At 70.9% G+C, this 16,768-nt stretch carries 17 protein-coding genes; 6 read left to right on the forward strand and 11 right to left on the reverse strand.

Annotated elements, in window-relative coordinates; all coding sequences use genetic code 11:
* Both ACSHXN_RS11220 and ACSHXN_RS11225 read left to right on the forward strand, forming a co-directional pair.
* The gene (locus ACSHXN_RS11220) at positions 1-237 is read left to right on the forward strand and encodes a DUF397 domain-containing protein (RefSeq protein ID WP_331264711.1); all 237 of its coding nucleotides are present in this window, start codon (positions 1-3) and stop codon (positions 235-237) included.
* Positions 238-339: 102 nt separating this feature from the next.
* Positions 340-1,155 carry an SAM-dependent methyltransferase gene (locus ACSHXN_RS11225; RefSeq protein WP_438303022.1) on the forward strand — a complete coding sequence of 272 codons (816 nt, stop codon included), beginning with the start codon at positions 340-342 and terminating at the stop codon, positions 1,153-1,155.
* 155 nt (positions 1,156-1,310) lie between these two features.
* Here ACSHXN_RS11225 and ACSHXN_RS11230 read toward each other — a convergent pair whose 3' ends face one another.
* On the reverse strand, positions 1,311-2,273 hold the full coding sequence (locus ACSHXN_RS11230) for an ABC transporter substrate-binding protein (protein ID WP_355140773.1): 963 nt from the start codon (positions 2,271-2,273) through the stop codon (positions 1,311-1,313).
* A gap of 422 nt (positions 2,274-2,695) precedes the next feature.
* On the opposite strand from ACSHXN_RS11230, the gene ACSHXN_RS11235 reads away from it, so the two are divergent.
* From ACSHXN_RS11235 to ACSHXN_RS11250, 4 genes are read left to right on the forward strand one after another with little or no spacing between them, the layout of a single operon-like run.
* Complete coding sequence (locus tag ACSHXN_RS11235; RefSeq protein ID WP_438303023.1) at positions 2,696-5,254, forward strand: ATP-binding protein; 2,559 nt, start codon at positions 2,696-2,698, stop codon at positions 5,252-5,254.
* A complete protein-coding gene (locus ACSHXN_RS11240) occupies positions 5,251-5,727 on the forward strand; it encodes a roadblock/LC7 domain-containing protein (protein WP_355140771.1) in 477 nt (158 codons plus the stop codon). The genes ACSHXN_RS11235 and ACSHXN_RS11240 overlap by 4 nt, the downstream gene beginning before the upstream one ends.
* Positions 5,728-5,763: 36 nt before the next feature.
* Positions 5,764-6,201 (forward strand): DUF742 domain-containing protein, encoded by a 438-nt coding sequence (locus ACSHXN_RS11245; RefSeq protein WP_355140770.1) that lies wholly within the window; start codon positions 5,764-5,766, stop codon positions 6,199-6,201.
* The gene (locus tag ACSHXN_RS11250; protein WP_383352029.1) at positions 6,188-6,823 is read left to right on the forward strand and encodes a GTP-binding protein; all 636 of its coding nucleotides are present in this window, start codon (positions 6,188-6,190) and stop codon (positions 6,821-6,823) included. Before ACSHXN_RS11245 ends, ACSHXN_RS11250 begins: the two co-directional genes overlap by 14 nt.
* Positions 6,824-6,880: 57 nt before the next feature.
* Here ACSHXN_RS11250 and ACSHXN_RS11255 read toward each other — a convergent pair whose 3' ends face one another.
* The 10 genes from ACSHXN_RS11255 to murC all read right to left on the reverse strand — a co-directional run bounded on the left by ACSHXN_RS11255 (position 6,881) and on the right by murC (position 16,726).
* A complete protein-coding gene (locus tag ACSHXN_RS11255; RefSeq protein ID WP_355140768.1) occupies positions 6,881-7,549 on the reverse strand; it encodes an ABC transporter permease in 669 nt (222 codons plus the stop codon).
* On the reverse strand, positions 7,546-8,259 hold the full coding sequence (locus ACSHXN_RS11260) for an ABC transporter permease (RefSeq protein ID WP_355140767.1): 714 nt from the start codon (positions 8,257-8,259) through the stop codon (positions 7,546-7,548). The genes ACSHXN_RS11255 and ACSHXN_RS11260 overlap by 4 nt, the downstream gene beginning before the upstream one ends.
* On the reverse strand, positions 8,256-9,386 hold the full coding sequence (locus ACSHXN_RS11265; protein ID WP_355140766.1) for an ABC transporter ATP-binding protein: 1,131 nt from the start codon (positions 9,384-9,386) through the stop codon (positions 8,256-8,258). The genes ACSHXN_RS11260 and ACSHXN_RS11265 overlap by 4 nt, the downstream gene beginning before the upstream one ends.
* A gap of 361 nt (positions 9,387-9,747) precedes the next feature.
* A complete protein-coding gene (locus tag ACSHXN_RS11270; RefSeq protein WP_355140765.1) occupies positions 9,748-10,386 on the reverse strand; it encodes a GTP-binding protein in 639 nt (212 codons plus the stop codon).
* Complete coding sequence (locus ACSHXN_RS11275; RefSeq protein ID WP_355140764.1) at positions 10,373-10,729, reverse strand: DUF742 domain-containing protein; 357 nt, start codon at positions 10,727-10,729, stop codon at positions 10,373-10,375. The genes ACSHXN_RS11270 and ACSHXN_RS11275 overlap by 14 nt, the downstream gene beginning before the upstream one ends.
* Positions 10,726-11,157, reverse strand: coding sequence for a roadblock/LC7 domain-containing protein (locus tag ACSHXN_RS11280; RefSeq protein WP_220291890.1), 432 nt, complete (start codon positions 11,155-11,157; stop codon positions 10,726-10,728). The genes ACSHXN_RS11275 and ACSHXN_RS11280 overlap by 4 nt, the downstream gene beginning before the upstream one ends.
* A gap of 11 nt (positions 11,158-11,168) precedes the next feature.
* Positions 11,169-13,502, reverse strand: a complete 2,334-nt coding sequence (locus ACSHXN_RS11285) for a nitrate- and nitrite sensing domain-containing protein (protein ID WP_438303024.1) — start codon at positions 13,500-13,502, stop codon at positions 11,169-11,171.
* Between the two features lie 163 nt (positions 13,503-13,665).
* The gene (locus ACSHXN_RS11290) at positions 13,666-14,676 is read right to left on the reverse strand and encodes a substrate-binding domain-containing protein (RefSeq protein WP_356110466.1); all 1,011 of its coding nucleotides are present in this window, start codon (positions 14,674-14,676) and stop codon (positions 13,666-13,668) included.
* A gap of 226 nt (positions 14,677-14,902) precedes the next feature.
* Positions 14,903-15,310: a peptide-methionine (R)-S-oxide reductase MsrB gene (gene msrB / locus ACSHXN_RS11295; RefSeq protein WP_355140761.1), complete on the reverse strand. Its 408-nt coding sequence runs from the start codon at positions 15,308-15,310 to the stop codon at positions 14,903-14,905.
* 24 nt (positions 15,311-15,334) lie between these two features.
* Positions 15,335-16,726, reverse strand: coding sequence for a UDP-N-acetylmuramate--L-alanine ligase (gene murC, locus ACSHXN_RS11300; protein WP_355140760.1), 1,392 nt, complete (start codon positions 16,724-16,726; stop codon positions 15,335-15,337).
* Positions 16,727-16,768: the final 42 nt, after the last annotated feature.

A 16,768-nucleotide genomic window follows, 5' to 3' on the forward strand; every position in this document is an offset into this window, starting at 1 on the left:
GTGCCCCACCCCGTACACAGCTGCGTGCCGTCCCACTCCCTGGGCCTGCGCGGCTGGTCCAAGCCCTGGAGCGACGACGCGGGCGGCGCCTGTGTGGAGGCGAAGAAACTGCCCGACGGCAGCGTGGCGCTTCGGCAGTCCACCGACCCCGACGGTCCGGCGCTGGTCCTGACGGCGAGGGAGATCGCCGGATTCCTCGCGAGTGTGAAGGCGGGCGAGGCCGACTTCCTTCTGTGACGCAGCGCTTTTTGTCCCTGCGATATCCCTGTGCTTTCCCCGATCGACCGCTCGTTTCCCCACCCACCCCCACCGACGACACCTCTGGAAGAGGAGACGGCTTTGCCCGACAACGGATGGCCGGCCGACCGTATCGACACCGAGAGCGCGCACTCCGCTCGCATCTACGACTACATCCTGGGCGGAAAGGACTACTACCCGGCCGACAAGGAGGCGGGCGACGCCATGTCCCGGGAGTGGCCGGCCCTCCCGATCCATATGCGCGCCAACCGCGGCTGGATGAACCGCGCGGCGCGCTGGCTCGCCGAGGAGGCGGGGATACGCCAGTTCCTGGACATCGGCACCGGCATACCCACCTCCCCCAACCTCCATGAGATCGCCCAGTCGGTCGCCCCCGAGTCACGGGTGGTGTACGTCGACAACGACCCGATCGTGCTCACCCTCTCCCAGGGTCTGCTGGCCAGCACGTCCGAGGGGAAGACGTCGTACATCGAGGCGGACTTCCGTGATCCGGAGGCCATCCTCGGTGCCCAGGAGTTCCGCGAGACGCTCGATCTCGACCGGCCCGTCGCCCTCACGGTCATCGCCATCGTCCACTTCATGCTGGACGCGGACGACGCGGTCGGCATCGTGCGCCGCCTGCTCGAGCCGCTGCCGTCCGGAAGCTATCTGGCCATGTCCATCGGGACGGCCGAGTTCGCGCCCGAGGAAGTGGGGCGCGTGGCGCGCGAGTACGCGGCGCGCAACATGCCGATGCGGTTGCGGACGATCGACGAGGCGCACGAGTTCTTCGACGGGCTGGACCTGGTCGAGCCCGGAGTGGTCCAGGTGCACAAGTGGCGTCCGGACGGCACCGGGGAGCAGGGGATCCGGGACGAGGACATCGCCATGTACGGGGCCATCGCCCGCAAACCGTGACTCCCGGGTTCTCGCCGTGAGGGGTGCCGTGCACCGGGTCGGCTCCTCTCCCGGCCGGGCGCACCACCCGGCAAAGCCGCACGATGCCCGGTACACCCGCGAACGGCCGCGCTCCTTGAAGGAGCGCGGCCGTTCGCGGGTGTACGGCTCGGACGTCAGCCGAGGCCGACCGACGTCAGCCAGGCCTTGGCGACGTCGAGCGGGTCCTTGTTCTCGAGCTGCACCTGGGTGTCCAGGTCCAGCAGGGCCGCGGTGTCCAGCTTGGCGGAGACGGCGTTGAGCGCGTCGACACCCTTCTGGGAGAGCCCCGACTTGTAGACGAGCGGCTGCACGTTCTCGAACCCGAAGAGGTTCTCCGGGTCCTGGAGGACGACGAACTTCTCCTTGGAGATGGTCGGGTCCGTGGTGAAGACGTCCGCGGCCTGCACGGTGTTCTTCTTCAGCGCCGCCTGGGTGAGCGGACCGCCCGCGTCGAGCGCCTTGAAGGACTTGAACTGCAGACCGTAGACCTTCTCAAGTCCCTCCAGGCCCTGCTGCCGGGTCTGGAACTCCGGGGAGCCCCCGATCACCAGGTCCTTGGCGATGGGCTTGAGGTCCGCGATGGTGGACTTGTCGGTGAGGTTGTACTTCTTCGCCGTGGCCGCGTTGACGGTGACCGAGTCCTTGTCCTGCGCGGGCGCCGGGTCGAGGAGCGTCAGCTTCGCGTCGAGCTTGGCCTCGATGGCGGCCGTCGTGGCGGCGGCCGTCTTCGGGGCGGCGTCCTTGTCGAGGTAGGCCAGCAGCGCGCCGTTGTACTCCGGAAGGACCGTGATGGAGCCGTTCTTCAGCAGGCCGTAGGTGGTCTCGCGGCTGCCGATGTTGGGCTTGTACGTGACCTTGACGCCCTTGGCCTTGAGGGCCTCGCCGTAGATGTCGGCGATCAGGATGCTCTCGGCGAAGTTGTTGGAGCCGACCACCACGGTGCCGTTGCCGGCCTTGTCTCCGGAGAGCGGGTTGTCGGACTTGCTGTCGGAGGACGAGGAACACCCCGCGAGCAGTGCCGCCGTGGCGGCGAGCGCGACGGCGGCCGCGCCGGGGAGTCTCCTGCTGGACGTGCTGGTGTTCGCGGTAGAAGTCACGATTCCCGTTCCGGACTCGGGGATGGGGGCGGGCGTGGCGGAGCTGTGCGGGGGTTCGCCACCACACTCCACTGATCCAATCCAGCCACTTCAAGCCCAGTCAAGAGAATTCTGGTCACCGATTGGCCTCGATGCGCAATTCGTTGCGAACGCCCGGTTGTGAAGAGAGGGCGGATCCTCGGAGGCGGAACGGCGTGCTCGATGTAATGGATTCTTGACTTGGGACGATCGGATTCGGGGCCCGAAGAGACGGTAGTCTCCCGGAAGTTGACAACAAGCAGCAGTGCGGGCCGACAACGGCGTTCCGGACCGCCTTGTACCGTTCTGCCCCGGCCTCGGCCGGTTCCGCTTGTGACCCCGGTCGTTCGATTGTGGTTCCGCGAGATCCTCGCGCGCCCGAAGACGCCTTCGAAGGAGGCTTGGTGTCCACGAACGAGGTGGACGCGTCGGTCCGGCCGGCGCCGTCACCGCCGCGGGGTGGCATGCGCGGCTTCGCCGAGCGGTGGCCGTTCCGTCGCAAGCTCAACGTCCTCGTCGGGGTACCGCTCGCCGTGGTCGCCGTGCTCCTCGCGTACCTCATCACCGACCTCGTGCGCCAGTCGGACAGAGCGGAGTCCGCGGCCCGGCTCGTCCGCGACAGCACCCAGGTGGCCCGCCTCGTCGGCCGGGTGCAGGCCGAACACCAGCAGGCCATTCTGCTGTCCGTACGGTACGAGGCGTCCGAGGACGGCACCAGGCCCTCGCTGTCCGCCTACCGTGCGGCGCAGGACGCGGTCGACGACCAGGTCGCCGAGGTGCGCTCCGCCTTCGGCGACCGGCTGCCGGACACGGAGGAGCAGGCGCTGATGGAGGTCGAGGGCCTCGCCGGTCTGCGCGACACCATCGAGCAGGGGTACCTGCCCGCCGACAACATCGACCCCGCCTACACCAATGCCTCCAAGGGCCTGATCGACGGCCTGGGGCTCGAGCGCAACGCGGATCTGGCCGCGACCTTCACGGGCAATCTGCTCGACTCGCTGCTGCGCGCCGACGCCGCGCACGGCGCGTTCGAGACCGGTGTCTTCTCCGCGACGACCGGTGACACCAACGCGCTCATCGAGTTCACGGGCGCGGTCGGCTCGCACGAGCTGTTCACGTACCAGGCCGACCGCTTCGGCCGGTTCGCCTCCGCCGAGCAGGCCGACGAGCTCGCCGGGATCGAGCACAACACCGCGCAGTGGGAGATCGCCCAGGCGTACGCCGCGCTCCAGGTCGATCCCAGCGGGCTGCAGATGAACACCCCGGCCGACATCCGCCGTACGTTCACGGACGCCCTGAACGGCTACCCCGCCTACCCGAAGCAGGCCGAGAACCGGCTCCGGATCACCACGTCGCTCATCGACCAGATCGCCGACCGGGCCGACGCCGCCTCCGAGACGGCCCAGTGGCGGGCCGCGCTGCTGCTGAACCTCGCACTGATCAGCTTCGTCTGCTGGATCGCCTTCTCCGTGCTGGTGCGCCGCTCGGTGGTCCGCCCGGTGCTGGCCCTCACCGGCGCCGCCCAGCAGGTGGCCAAGGCCGCCGGGCGCGAGCTGTCCCGGGTGGCCGACGACGCCGAGGACGACGGCGCGCCGCGGCTGCGCGAGATATCCGTCACCGCGCGCGACGAGATCGGCGAACTCGCCGAGGCCTTCAACCATGTGCAGACCACGGCGGCCGCGCTGCTGGAGCGTCAGGTGCTCAGCCGCCGCAACGTCGCCGAGATGTTCGGCAACGTCGGTCGCCGGGTGAGCAACCTGACCACACGCCAACTGGTGCTGATCGACGCGGTGGAGCGGGGCGAGACCGACCCGGCGCTCCTCGAACGCCTCTACTCCATCGACCACATCGCCGTGCGCCTGCGGCGCAACGCGGACAGCCTGATGCTGCTCGCCGGCATCCGCGAGACCGTCCTGGAATCCGGTCCCACCGCGCTCACCAACGTGGTCCGGGCCGCTCTCGGCCAGATCGAGGGTTTCCAGCGGGTCCGGCTGCTCGCCGAGACCGAGATCATGGTCGCGCCCGACATCATCGGCGACCTGACCCTGATGGTCGCCGAACTCCTAGAGAACGCCGTCTCGTTCTCGCCCGCGGGCAGCCCCGTCGAGGTGACGGTGCGCGTGGGCGGCGAGGGAGCCGTGATCGAGGTCGCCGACCACGGCCTCGGCATGAGCGCCGAGCGGCTGGCGGAGGAGAACGCCCGGCTGATCCGCCGCGAGCGGCTGGACGTCGTACCGACCAAGGTGCTCGGTCTGTTCGTGGTCGGCACGCTGGCCCGGCGCTGGGAGATCACGGTCGTGCTCGCCCGTACACCCGGCGGCGGTGTCACGGCGACGGTCGAACTGCCCTCGTCGCTGCTGCTGACGATGAGCCCGGTGCTCGTCCCGGAGCCGGTCCCGGCCGCCGCGGACATCCCGGGCACGATCGGGCAGGAGTCCGCCGCCCCCTCCGGGCCGGTGCCGGCGGCGGTCGCCGCCGCCGAGGCCGCAGCTCACGCCGTGCCCGCCCCCGCCGCGGGTGAGTCGACCTCGCCCGGGCGCGACGCCTCCGAGACCAGGACCGGCTCACTGCCCCGGCGCGTTCCGCGCCGTGAGGCGGACCGGGTCGAGGAGAGTGCCTCCGGAGATCTCCACGACCGGGCCGAGGAGGTCCCGTTCGTCCCCCGTCCTCGCCGGCAGGAGTCGGCTGCCGGCGTCCGCGCCGGCGACACGGCGCCCGGCGCGGACGCTCCCGGCGGGGTCAGGCCACTGCGCCGCCGGGTGAGGGGTGCGACCCTGCGCACCGCCGAGGCCGGACGGCAGACAGGATCCCCGGCCCCCCGGCCCGCCGACGCGGAAGAGGTCCGCTCCGCGCTCGAGGAGTTCGAGGCCGCGGTGGAACGCGCCCACCGCGACAGCACCGCACGAACCGCCCCCCACGACACGCTCGACCAGAACCACCTCCCGAAAGGAGCGGAGCAGTGAGTACGTCGACAGGTGACACCCCGGCCACCGGCACCACACCGGCCGACCTGCAGGCCGCCGCAGCCGACTTCACCTGGCTGCTCAACCGTTTCGCCACCGAGACAGCGGGTGTCGTCGACGCCATCGCCGTCTCCTCCGACGGACTGCTCATCGCCGTCTCCGAACTGCGCGAGCACGCCGACTCGGAGCGGCTGGCCGCGATCGTCTCCGGCATCACCAGCCTTGCCGCCGGCGCGTCGGGCAACTACGGGCTGGGCGGCCTCAACAAGGTCATCATCGATCTGGAGGGCGGTCATGTCCTCGTCTCCGCCATCGGCAGCGGTGCCGTGCTCGGCGTGGTCACCGACAAGGAGGCCAAACTGGGCAACGTCGCCTACGAAATGACCCTGTTCGCCAACCGGGCCGGCGCCGCCCTCAGCCCTCAGCTCGTGCTGGAGCTGAAGAACAGCGTCGGCGCCGCCTCGGCGGGGTGACCGGCCACCGACCGGTCGAGGAAGGAAGTAGCACCCATGGCGGACGGCCGCACTGCGCGCGGTGCCGACGGCGACGGCCTCCCGGTGGAGCCGTTCGGACCCGTCGCCGCCGTACGGCCGTTCCTCGTCACCGCCGGCCGGGTGGCGCCCACGGCGTCCGGCCGGCCGGTGCCCGTCGAGACCCAGGTGGTGGCGACCGCCGAGGGGCTCGAGGCACTCGACCGGCTCTCGTTCGAGCAGCACGACATCGTCGCCGCATGCAGGCAGCCGCAGTCCATCGCGGAGATCGCGGCCCGGCTGCGGCTGCACCTGAACGTGGTCCGGGTACTCGCCGAGGACCTGCGCGCCGCCGGGCAGTTGACGGTGCACGTGCCACACATCGACATCACGCGCGACGCGTCCGTCCTGCGAAGGGTTATCGATGGCCTCCGCGCCGTCCCCGACTCCCGGGGGGTACTCCGTGACACCGACTGAACCGGCCGCTCGGCCCCGCGCCCACGGCTCCGCCCCGGCCGGCGGGACCCCGGGCGCGGCGCACACCGCCGTACGACCGCCGCTGCCGGTCAAGATGGTGATCGCCGGCGGCTTCGGCGTGGGCAAGACCACCGCCGTCGGCTCGATCTCCGAGATCGAGCCGCTCACCACCGAGGCGGCCATCACCGAGGTCGCGGCCGGGGTGGACGACCTCACCCACACGCCGCGCAAGACGACGACCACGGTCGCGATGGACTTCGGCTGCATCACCATCGACCCCACCCTGAAGCTGTACCTGTTCGGAACACCCGGGCAGGACCGTTTCGGCTTCATGTGGGACGACATCGTGGAGGGTGCGGTCGGCGGGCTCGTCATCGTCGACACACGGCGGCTCGACGACTGCTACGCGGCCGTGGACTACTTCGAGCACAAGGACATCCCGTTCGCGGTCGCCCTCAACGCCTTCGACGGCAAGGTGGAGTACGACGTGAACGAGGTCCGCTGGGCGCTGGACGTCTCCGAACACGTCCCGGTCGTCGTCTTCGACGCCCGGGAGCGCGGCTCGGTGCGGGACGCGCTGCTCGTGGTGCTGGAGCAGGCGCTGGCGCGCAGCGAGGGATGAGACGGCCGCACACGCACGACGCGGGGCCCGGGTCCGACTCGGGCCCCGCGTCGTGCGTCAGGCGCTTCGGCGCACCCCGGGAGAGACCGTGAACCGCGCGACCGCCCAGAACAGCGCGAGCGTCACGAGCGCCATCACGGCGACCAGGGTGGCGCCGCCCACCACCTTCTCGTAGTTCCTCTGGTAGAGACCGTCGATGATGTACCGGCCGAGGCCGCCGAGACTGACGTAGGCGGCGATGGTGGCGGTCGAGACGATCTGGATGGCGGCCGAGCGCAGCCCGCTGAGGATCAGCGGCAGCGCGACCGGGAGCTCCACCCGGAAGAGGATCCGTGACTCCTGCATGCCCATGCCCCGCGCGGCGTCCACCGGGGACGGGTCGACGGAGCGGACTGCCTCGTAGGTGGTGACCAGGATCGGCGGGATGGCGAGCACGACCAGCGGGATCATCACCGGCACCATGCCGAACCCGAGCAGGATGAACAGCAGCACCAGCAGACCGAAACTGGGCAGCGCCCGCCCGGCGGTGGCGATCAATGCCAGGACGTTGCCGCCGCGTCCGTAGTGGCCGGTGACCAGGCCGACCGGCAGGCCGATCGCGGCCGCGATGGCCAGCGCTTCCAGGGTGAACTGGATGTGCTCCCACACACGGACGGGTATGCCGTCGTATCCGTGCCAGTGGGCGCCGTCGCTGAAGAAGGCGTGGACGAAGTTGAGCACGTTCACCGGGCGTCCTCCAGGGCGGGCACGGTCGCGTCGGGACCGGCGGCCGCCGGCTTGCGCCTCCTGCTGCGTGTGCCGCTCGGCATCCAGGGGGTCAGCAGCAGACGTACGAGGACCAGCGCGGCATCGGCCAGGACCGCCAGGACCGCCGTGGTGATCACGGAGTTCCAGGCGAGTTCGGGCCGGTGGTAGATGTTCGCGTCGTTGAGGAGGTTCCCCAGCGCGCCCTGGTTGCCGATCAGCATGCCGACGCTGACCAGGCTGATGCTGGACACGGTGGCCACACGCAGCCCGGCGATGATCGCGGGGACGGCGATCGGCAGCTGCACCTGGAGGTAGCGGCGCACGGGCCCGAAGCCCATGGCCGTCGCCGCGGCCAGCGTCTCCTGCGGGACCGATCGGACGCCGTCCACGATCGCCGGGACGAGCACCACCAGGCTGTACACGGCCAGCGGGATCATCACGGTGAGCTCGGTCTGGCCGGTGTAGTCGATGAGGACCACGAAGAAGGCCAGCGACGGAATGGCGTACAGCACGGTCGTCACACCCAGCACCGGCGGGTACAGCCAGCGGAACCTCACACACAGCTGGGCGATCGGCAGGGAGACGAGCAGGCCGGCCAGGACCGGCAGCAGGGCCTCCCGCAGATGCAGGCCCACCAGGCCGAGCCAACTGTGCTGGAGGTCGCTCGGGATGTCGAAGAACCCGCTCATCCGGCGACCTTCTCGTCCCGCTCCTGCGCCGCGTGGGCGTTGCGGATCGCCTCACCGATCGTCTGCTGCGACACGACCCCGACGACCCGGCCGTCGCCGTCCACCGCCACGGCCCAGCCGGTGGGCGAGAGCACCGCGCAGTCGAGCGCGGCCCGCAGCGAGTCCTTGCCGTGCACGAACGGCCGCCCGTACGACAGCAGTCGGCCCGCCTCGATCCGCCCGGCGGCCAGATCCCCGGGCTCGCTCCAGCCGAGCGGCCTGCCCTCGAGGTCGGTGACCAGCAGGTACGGGACGTCCGTCCCCCCGCGGGAGGCGATCTGCTCGGCGGAGGAGTCGACGGCGACGATCGGGGTCTTCTTCAGCTCGAGGGTCTCGGAGGTGAAGAAGGACAGCCGCCGGATGCCGCGGTCCGTGCCGAGGAAGTCCTCCACGAACGAGTCGGCCGGGGACGAGAGCAGCTCGGCAGGCGGCGCGAACTGGGCGAGCCTGCCCCCGGTCCGCATGACGGCGACCATCGTCCCGAGCCGGATCGCCTCGTCGATGTCGTGGGTGACGAAGACGATGGTCTTGCCCAACTCCTCCTGGATACGCAGCAGTTCTTCCTGAAGACCCTTGCGCACGATCGGGTCGACGGCGGAGAACGGCTCGTCCATGAGCAGCACCGGCGGGTCTGCGGCGAGCGCCCGCGCCACGCCGACGCGCTGCTGCTGGCCACCGGAGAGCTGGTACGGGTAGCGCTTGGCGAAGGAGGGGTCCAGGCCGACCCGTTCCATCAGCTCCCGGGCCCGCGCCCGGGCCTTGTCCTTGCTCCAGCCGAGCAGCCGGGGCACGGTCGCGATGTTGTCGACGATGGTGCGGTGCTGGAAGAGGCCGGCGTTCTGGATGACGTAACCCATCGACCTGCGCAGCGAGTTCACCGGCTGGCGGCTGATGTCGACTCCGTCGAGGGTGATCGTGCCCTCGCTCGGCTCGATCATCCGGTTGATCATGCGCAGGGTCGTCGTCTTGCCGCAGCCCGAGGGGCCGACGAGGACGGTGATCGAGCGGTCCGGTATGTCCAACGACAACCGGTCGACCGCCACCGTGCCGTCCGGGTACCGCTTGGTGACTGAATCTATCCGTATCAAAGCGCCGAATACCCTTCGGGTGTGGCAGAAAAGCGACGATGTCCCGGCCGATGTCGCGAGGGCCGTTGCCGGGAGAGTGTAGACGCCGAGTATTGCGGCGCCGTGGCGGGTGACGTGCCCGAAGCCGGTGGGACCTGTGGTGCGGGACCGTGCGACACGCCGGTCCGGGCCCCGTGGACGCGGCCGACCGGGCCGTCCGGACCGCACCGGGCGCGTTCGCCGTGTCGCCCCGCCGTTGCCGTCGGCGGCCCGGCGAACAGGGCGGGGTTCCACCACGTCCCGGCCTTCGGGAAGTTCGCGAACCTCCTTGCACCACGGCTGGATCACGACCCTCGTGTCCGCCGCGCAAGCCCCGCACAGGTCACCCGGAGGAGCGGGGGCCCCGGCCGTCATCGGCGGTCCGGGGGCCGGGTCGGCCCGACCGGTCGGCCGAGGCGATCAACTGGTCGATCAGGGCCAGCAGAACGTCCCTGCACGACCCCCGCTCCCGCGCGTCGCACAGCAGCACCTGGGCGTGCTCCGGCAGGGCCAGCGCGTCCCGGATCGTCTCGGGCGCGTAGGGATGGCGCCCGTGGAAGCCGTTGACACCGACGACGAAGGGAATGCCCCGGCGCTCGAAGAAGTCGATGGCGGCGAAACTCGACTCCGGGCGGCGGACGTCGATGAGGACCACGGCGCCCAGCGCACCGATGGCCAGGTCGTTCCACATGAACCAGAACCGCTGCTGACCGGGCGTGCCGAAGAGGTACAGCACGAGCTCCCGGCCGATCGTGATCCGGCCGAAGTCGAGGGCCACGGTGGTGGCCCTCTTCTCCTCGACGCCTGCGAGCTCGTCGACGTCCAGTCCGGCGACGGTGAGCGCCTCCTCGGTGGACAGCGGGGTGATCTCGCTGACCGACCCGACCATGGTGGTCTTGCCGACGCCGAATCCCCCGGCGATCAGGATCTTGACCGTGTCGGGCGCGGACGGCGGCCGGACAGCGGTGTCAGAGTCGGCCAAGGCCGTCCCTCACTTTCTGCAGCATCTCCAGGTCCGGGGTGCGGGAGACGGGATGCGGCGGGCGGACGGTGATCCGCCCCGCCTCCAGCAGATCGCAGAGCAGGATCACGACCACGCTCACCGGGAGGTCGAGAAGGGCGGCGAGCTCCGCCACCGCGATCGGCTCGGCGCACCGCTTCAGGATCCGCGTGTGCTCGGGCTGCGGCCGGGTGCCCCACTCGGGCGGCGGGTCCACCGCCGTCACGGTCGAGATGAGGGTGAAGTCGGCGCGGGTGGGCCGGGTCCGTCCGCCGGTCAGCGTGAACGGCCGCACGAGCCGGCCCGCCGCATCGCCTCCGTTCACCTCTCGCCGCTGCCGGAGCCGGCGCCGTCCCCGCGTGGTGCCGCGCTCAAGTGCTCGCCGATCTTTTTCACCAGCATGTTCATCTGGTACGCCACCACACCGACGTCGGCGCCCGGCCCGGTGAGGACGACGAGATGGGCGCCGGGCCCGGCCGAGGTGAGGATGAGATAGCTGCGGGCCAGCTCGATGAGCGCCTGCCGCACCGGGCCGCCCCCGAAGTCCAGGCTGACCCCCTTGCTGAGGCTCATCAGACCGGACGCGGTCGCCGCCAGCCGTTCGGCGTCGTCGCGCGGGAAGCCCGTGGACTTGCTGACGACCAGTCCGTCCTCGGAGAGCACCACGGCGTGGTTGACGTCGGCGACCCGGTCCACGAGTCCGGTCAGCAACTGGTCGAGCTGTGTGTGCGTGGCGGGGATGGGGCGTGTCATGTCGGTGTCCTTCACGAGCGGTCGGCGGGCGGGGTCGAAGAGACGGGTGGGCCTGCGGCACGGGCGTGTCCACCGGGACCGAACCGGGCGACGGCCTCCTCCTGGTCCGGCTCCTTCCGGTCGTCCGGCTCCCACGGGGCGTCGTCGCGCGCCAGGCTCGTGCCACGCTGGAAACCGGCGAGGGAGGAGGCGGCGCGGTCGGCGGTGAACTCGTCCCGGCCGGCGTCCTCCTCGGCGGGCCCGGCGTCCTCCCGCAGCTCGGCGGCCAGACTCGTCTGCGGCACCCGGCGCGGCAGCGGCGCGGTCTCTCCCGGGGCCGCGGCCTCGGTCGAGGGCGCGGCGGAGGGCCCGGCGCCGAGGGGCCCCGGCCCCCGCCCGGCCTCCGCGGGCGGCATCTTCCGGGGAAACGGGCTCCGACGCACCACGATGTCGTCCGGGACGAGGACTATCGCCGTGGTCCCCCCGTACGGCGAGGGACGCAGCGTCACCCCGATGCCGTGCCGGGTGGCGAGCCGGGCGACCACGAACATGCCGAGCCGCAGATCGTCGGCGAGCGCCACCACGTCGAACTGCGGGGGCGCCGCCAGTTGCGCGTTGAGCTGGGCGTAGTCGTCCTCCGACATGCCGAGGCCGCGGTCCTCGATCTCGATGGCGAGCCCTTTGGCCACCACTGCCGCCCGCACCCCGACGGGGCTGGGCGCGGGCGAGTACACGGTCGCGTTGTCGATCAGCTCGGCCAGCAGATGGATCACGTCGGCCACCGCGGGCGGGGAGAGGTACACGTCCTCGTCGGTGTGCACCTCGACCCGCTGGTACTCGGCGACCTCGCCGACAGCACTGCGCAGGATGTCGACCAGCGAGACCGGTTCGCTCCAGTGGCGCCGGGGCCGCTCACCGCTGATGATGACGAGGTTCTCCTCGTAGCGGCGCAACTGGCTGGCGGTGGAGTCGAGTTCGTACAGCCCTTGGAGGACGTCCGGGTCCTGGTGGCGGCGCTCCAGCGCGTCGAGCTTGCTGAGCTGGAGGTTGACCAGGTTCTGGCTCTGCCGGGCGATACCGAGGATGACCTTCTGGAAACCGCGGCGGGTGTCGGCGAGTTCGACCGCTGTGTGCACGGCCGTGCGCTGCGCGGTGTTGAACGCCTGGGCGACCTGGCCGAGTTCGTCGTCGCCGTAGTCCAGCGGCGGGGTCGCGGACTCCACATCGACCTTCTCCCCCCGGTCCAGCCGGGCGACCACGTCGGGCAGCCGGTCCTGGGCCAGGCCGAGCGTGGCGGCCCTCAGGCCCCCGAGCCGCCGGAACAGGGACCGGGTGATCCGCCAGGACATGCCGACGCACAGCAGCAGTGCGGCCAGGCCGGCGGCGCTGAGGAACCCCGCCTTGATCAGCAGCCCGTCGGACCTCTCCGCACTGCGGTCGAGCAGGAGCGCCGTCTGCTGCCGGATCAGCGTCGCGTACTGGTCGGAGAGCCTGGCCATCGCCGTGCTCCACCGCTTCCGTGCGTCCGGCAACGCCATCCCGTGCGAGCCGTCGGTCGTCACGCGTGCCGCGAGCACCTGGTCCTCGACGGTCTGCAGGGCGTGCCACTGCGCCGACTGCAGGATCCTTTCGGTCTGGGTCTTCGTGCTGCCCTCGAGCGAGGGCACGATCTGGTCCTCGACCAGCCAGCGGCGGGCGTGGACCAGTTGCGCGAACCGGTTCCAGGTCGCGTCGTCCAGGTGCCCGGACGGCCAGGCCAGGGTGAGCTGTGCGTCCTCCTGGGAGACCAGCTCGGCGGCGTGCTCCAGCGCGACGAGCGGTCCGGCCTGCGAGGTGAGGTCGCCGTCGTCGACCTGGGAGAGCTCCTGGAAGGCGTGCACCTGGTCGTCGATGATCGCGGTGTACTGGTCCACCGCCTGTCCGGCGGTGATGTCGGTCGGGTGGTCCACCTGGTCCCGGTAGTACTCCAGGCTGCCCACCGACGCGACGACCGAGTACATGCGGTCTCTGATGCGGGCGGGCGCCCTCTTGATCACATCGGCCTGGTCCACCAGCTGCGCCACCGCCGAGTCCGTCTTCGCCCGCTGCGCGTCGAGGGCGGCCCGGGAGCCGTGCGGCGCGGCCAGCCACGCCGCCGACAGGCTGCGTTCCTGCTGCAGCGCGAGGGCCGCCTCGGTGCCCATGGCACCGGTCGACCTGCTCAGCTCCGTCTGCGAGCGCAACGTCAGCCCCTCCGACAGCATCTGAGTCGTCGTCACGGCCCAGATGACGGCGAGCGTGACGCCGGGCACCAGAGCCAGCAGGATCAGGGAGAGGCGTATGGAGGTGAGACGGCGCCGGAGAGCTGTCGGAGTCCGTCGAGACATCGTCGTCCTAGAGCGAACCGGGGAACGGGGGGTGGGGGACGAACGCGGGGTGACTGCGTGTCCGATGTGGCACAGGGGGGTGCGCAGGATGCTATCCGCACATCTGACCCAACGCACCGAGAGCCGCGGAATCGACGTGAGATCAACCCCGCGGCGGGTCCGCTCAGCGCGTGCCGCCGGCCGCGAGCCTCGCCACCGATGCGACGTTCGCCTTGGTCACGAACGCCGGCCCGGTGAGCACCGGCGCGACGCCGCCTCCGCTGACGTTGCCGTTGGACCTGTAGAGCCAGAGCGCGTCGATGGCCAGATAGCCCTGCAGATAGGGCTGTTGGTCGACCGCGAACTGCACGGCGCCGTCCTGCACGGCCTTGACCAGGTCCTTGTTGAGGTCGAAGGTGGCGACACGGGCCCTGCTGTCCGCCTGCCGCACGGACCGGACGGCGGCGAGGGCGAACTGCGCGCCCAGCGTGACCACTTCGTCGATGCTCGGGTCCTGCCGCAACCGGGCCGAGACCGACTCGGTCAGGGCGTTCGTGTCGGTGCCGTCCACATAGAGCATGTCGGTGTCACCGCCGAACGCCTTCTTCACCCCGGCACAGCGCGCCTCCAGGGCCACGTTGCCCCGCTCATGGATGACGCACAGGGCGTGGTGGGCACCGAGACCGTCCAGCTTGTCACCCACGGCCCGGCCCGCGAGGCTCTCGTCCTGGCCGAAGTACTCAAGGACGCCGTCGGAACGCCAGGCGTCGATACCGGAGTTGAGGCCGACGACCGGAATCCCGGCGGCCCTGGCCTCGCCGATCGGGCCCTTCATCGCGTCCGGTTTGGCGAGCGTCAGCGCGATGCCGTCGGCCCGGTCCCGGACCGCGTCCCGCACCAGTTCCGCCTGACCCGCCGCATCGGGGTCGTTCGCGTACGTCAGGTCGGCGCCGTCCTTCGCCGCTGCCGCCTGGGCGCCCTTCTTCACCAGCTCCCAGAACGCGTCCCCCTCGGCTCCGTGGGTGACCAGGGTGAGCCTGAGCCCCGTGGCACCGGGCACCTTCGGGTCCGAGCCGGACGGGGAGCCGCCGGAGCCGGTGCAACCGGCCATGAGCAGGCAGACGGCGACGGCGCAGGCAACGGCCGTCGCCCACGCGGACCCACGAGGGGGGTGCGGTGTGGGAGGAGTCTTCATGGGGGTGCGGCACCTCGCTGTGCAGCCGAGCAGGGGGAAGGCTGGGCCGGAGCAAATCGCGGGTGACCGCCGGTGGTCAAGTCGGCTACCCCTTGCAGCGGTTGTTGCCGCCGCATTGTGACGTGGCCGGTGGACCGGCCGTCCACCGCGGCGGCCCCGCGCCGCGTGCCCTGTCCATGCGAAGGCCCCCTCGACTCCGGGGAGCCGAGGGGGCCTTCGGGCGTGCTCAGCCCTCGTCGGGCGTCAGCCGCATCGAGATGCTGTTGATGCAGTACCGCTGATCGGTCGGCGTGGCATAGCCCTCGCCCTCGAAGACGTGCCCCAGATGCGATCCGCAGCGGGCGCAGCGCACCTCGGTGCGCACCATTCCGTGCGAGCGGTCCTCCAGCAGTTCCACCGCCTCGGTGTCCTTCGGGTCGTAGAAGGACGGCCATCCGCAGTGGGACTCGAACTTCGTGTCCGAGGTGAACAGTTCCGCGCCGCAGGCCCGACAGGAGTAGACGCCCTTGGTCTTGGTGTCGGTGTACTCACCCACGAAAGCGGGTTCCGTGCCGGCCTGGCGCAGTACCGCGTACTCCGCCGGGGTCAGCTCCGCCCGCCACTGCTCGTCCGGCTTGTCGACGTCGTACGACATATAGGCCAACCCCTTACTTCTGTGTCACTTCTGTGCGAGACGTTCCAGGATCCGCGGGCCGAGGTCGGTGACGTCGCCCGCTCCCATGGTGAGAACGAGATCGCCCTGCTTCGCCATTCCCGCCACGACGGCGGGGGCCTGCGCCGTGTCGTGGACGGCCTGCACGTCCGCGCCCGCCGTCCGCGCCGCGTCGATGATCAACTCGCTCGTCACGCCGGGGATCGGGTCCTCACGGGCCGGGTAGATGTCCAGGACCACCGAGGCGTCCGCCAGGGCGAGCGCCTCGCCCATCTCCTTGCCCAGCTCCTGGGTGCGGGAGAACAGGTGGGGCTGGAAGACCACCAGGATGCGGGCGTCGCCGGCCGCCGCCCGCATGGCCTCCAGGTCCGCCGTCATCTCCGTCGGGTGGTGCGCGTACGAGTCGATCACCTGGACACCGGACTCCTCGCCCTTGAGCTGGAGACGGCGCTTCACGCCCGTGTAGGCCCCGAGGGCCGACGCCAGCTCGGCCGCCGGGACACCCAGTGCCACGCCCGCGGCCAGCGCCGCCACGGCGTTGTGCGCGTAGTGGCGGCCGGGGACGGAGACCGTGAAGGTCAGCTCGGAGCCGCCGAGGTCCACCGTCACCTCGCTCTTCAGGCCCTGCGGGACCACGGAGAGGATGCGGACGTCGGCGTCCTGCGACTCCCCGTACGTCACCGTCCGCACCGATCCCGCCAGCCGCCGCGTCAGCTCGCGTGCGCCCTCGTGGTCCGCCGCCACCACCAGCGTCCCGCCGGGTACGATCCGGCCCGCGAAGGTCTGGAACGACTCGTAGATCTCCTCCATGGACGCGTAGTTCGCGTGGTGGTCGAGTTCGACGTTCAGGACGATCGCGACCTCGGGCGCGTACTTGTGGAAGCTGCGGTCGCTCTCGTCGGCCTCGGCGACGAAGATCTCGCCCTCGCCGTGCAGCGCGTTGGAGCCGGGGGCGTCCAGGTCGCCGCCGATCGCATAGGACGGCGAAAGGCCCAGCTCGGTCAGGGACACCGCCAGCATCGACGTCGTCGTCGTCTTGCCGTGGGTGCCGGCGACCGCGATCGGGCGCAGGCCGTCCATCAGGCGTGCCAGGGCGTCCGAGCGGTGCACCACGGGGATGTCCAGCTCCGCCGCCCGCACCAGCTCCGGGTTGTCGGCCCGGATGGCGGAGGAGACGACGACGCAGCCGGCGTCCTCGGCGAGGTGCTCGGCCGCGTGACCGATGTGCACCGTCACGCCCAGCGCGCGCAGGGCTTCGGCGGTGGGCGAGTCCTTGGCGTCACTGCCCGCCACCACGGCGCCACGCTGGGCGAGGATCTTCGCGATGCCCGACATTCCGGCGCCGCCGATGCCGATGAAGTGCGGTCGGTCCATGGCGGTGGGGAGGCCGGGTGCCATGCGTGTCTCCTGAGTGCTGGTACGGCGTGCGTTCAGCGGCCC

Origin of the sequence: Streptomyces sp. HUAS TT11 (assembly GCF_051553595.1) — a bacterium.
GTDB lineage: Bacteria > Actinomycetota > Actinomycetes > Streptomycetales > Streptomycetaceae > Streptomyces.

Coding starts and splice junctions, on each gene's coding strand:
- ACSHXN_RS11285 (WP_438303024.1), bottom strand. CDS start 13,502: ATGTCTCGACGGACTCCGACAGCTCTCCGGCGCCGTCTCACCTCCATA.
- msrB (WP_355140761.1), bottom strand. CDS start 15,310: ATGTCGTACGACGTCGACAAGCCGGACGAGCAGTGGCGGGCGGAGCTG.
- ACSHXN_RS11280 (WP_220291890.1), bottom strand. CDS start 11,157: ATGACACGCCCCATCCCCGCCACGCACACACAGCTCGACCAGTTGCTG.
- murC (WP_355140760.1), bottom strand. CDS start 16,726: ATGGCACCCGGCCTCCCCACCGCCATGGACCGACCGCACTTCATCGGC.
- ACSHXN_RS11290 (WP_356110466.1), bottom strand. CDS start 14,676: ATGAAGACTCCTCCCACACCGCACCCCCCTCGTGGGTCCGCGTGGGCG.
- ACSHXN_RS11260 (WP_355140767.1), bottom strand. CDS start 8,259: ATGAGCGGGTTCTTCGACATCCCGAGCGACCTCCAGCACAGTTGGCTC.
- ACSHXN_RS11245 (WP_355140770.1), top strand. CDS start 5,764: ATGGCGGACGGCCGCACTGCGCGCGGTGCCGACGGCGACGGCCTCCCG.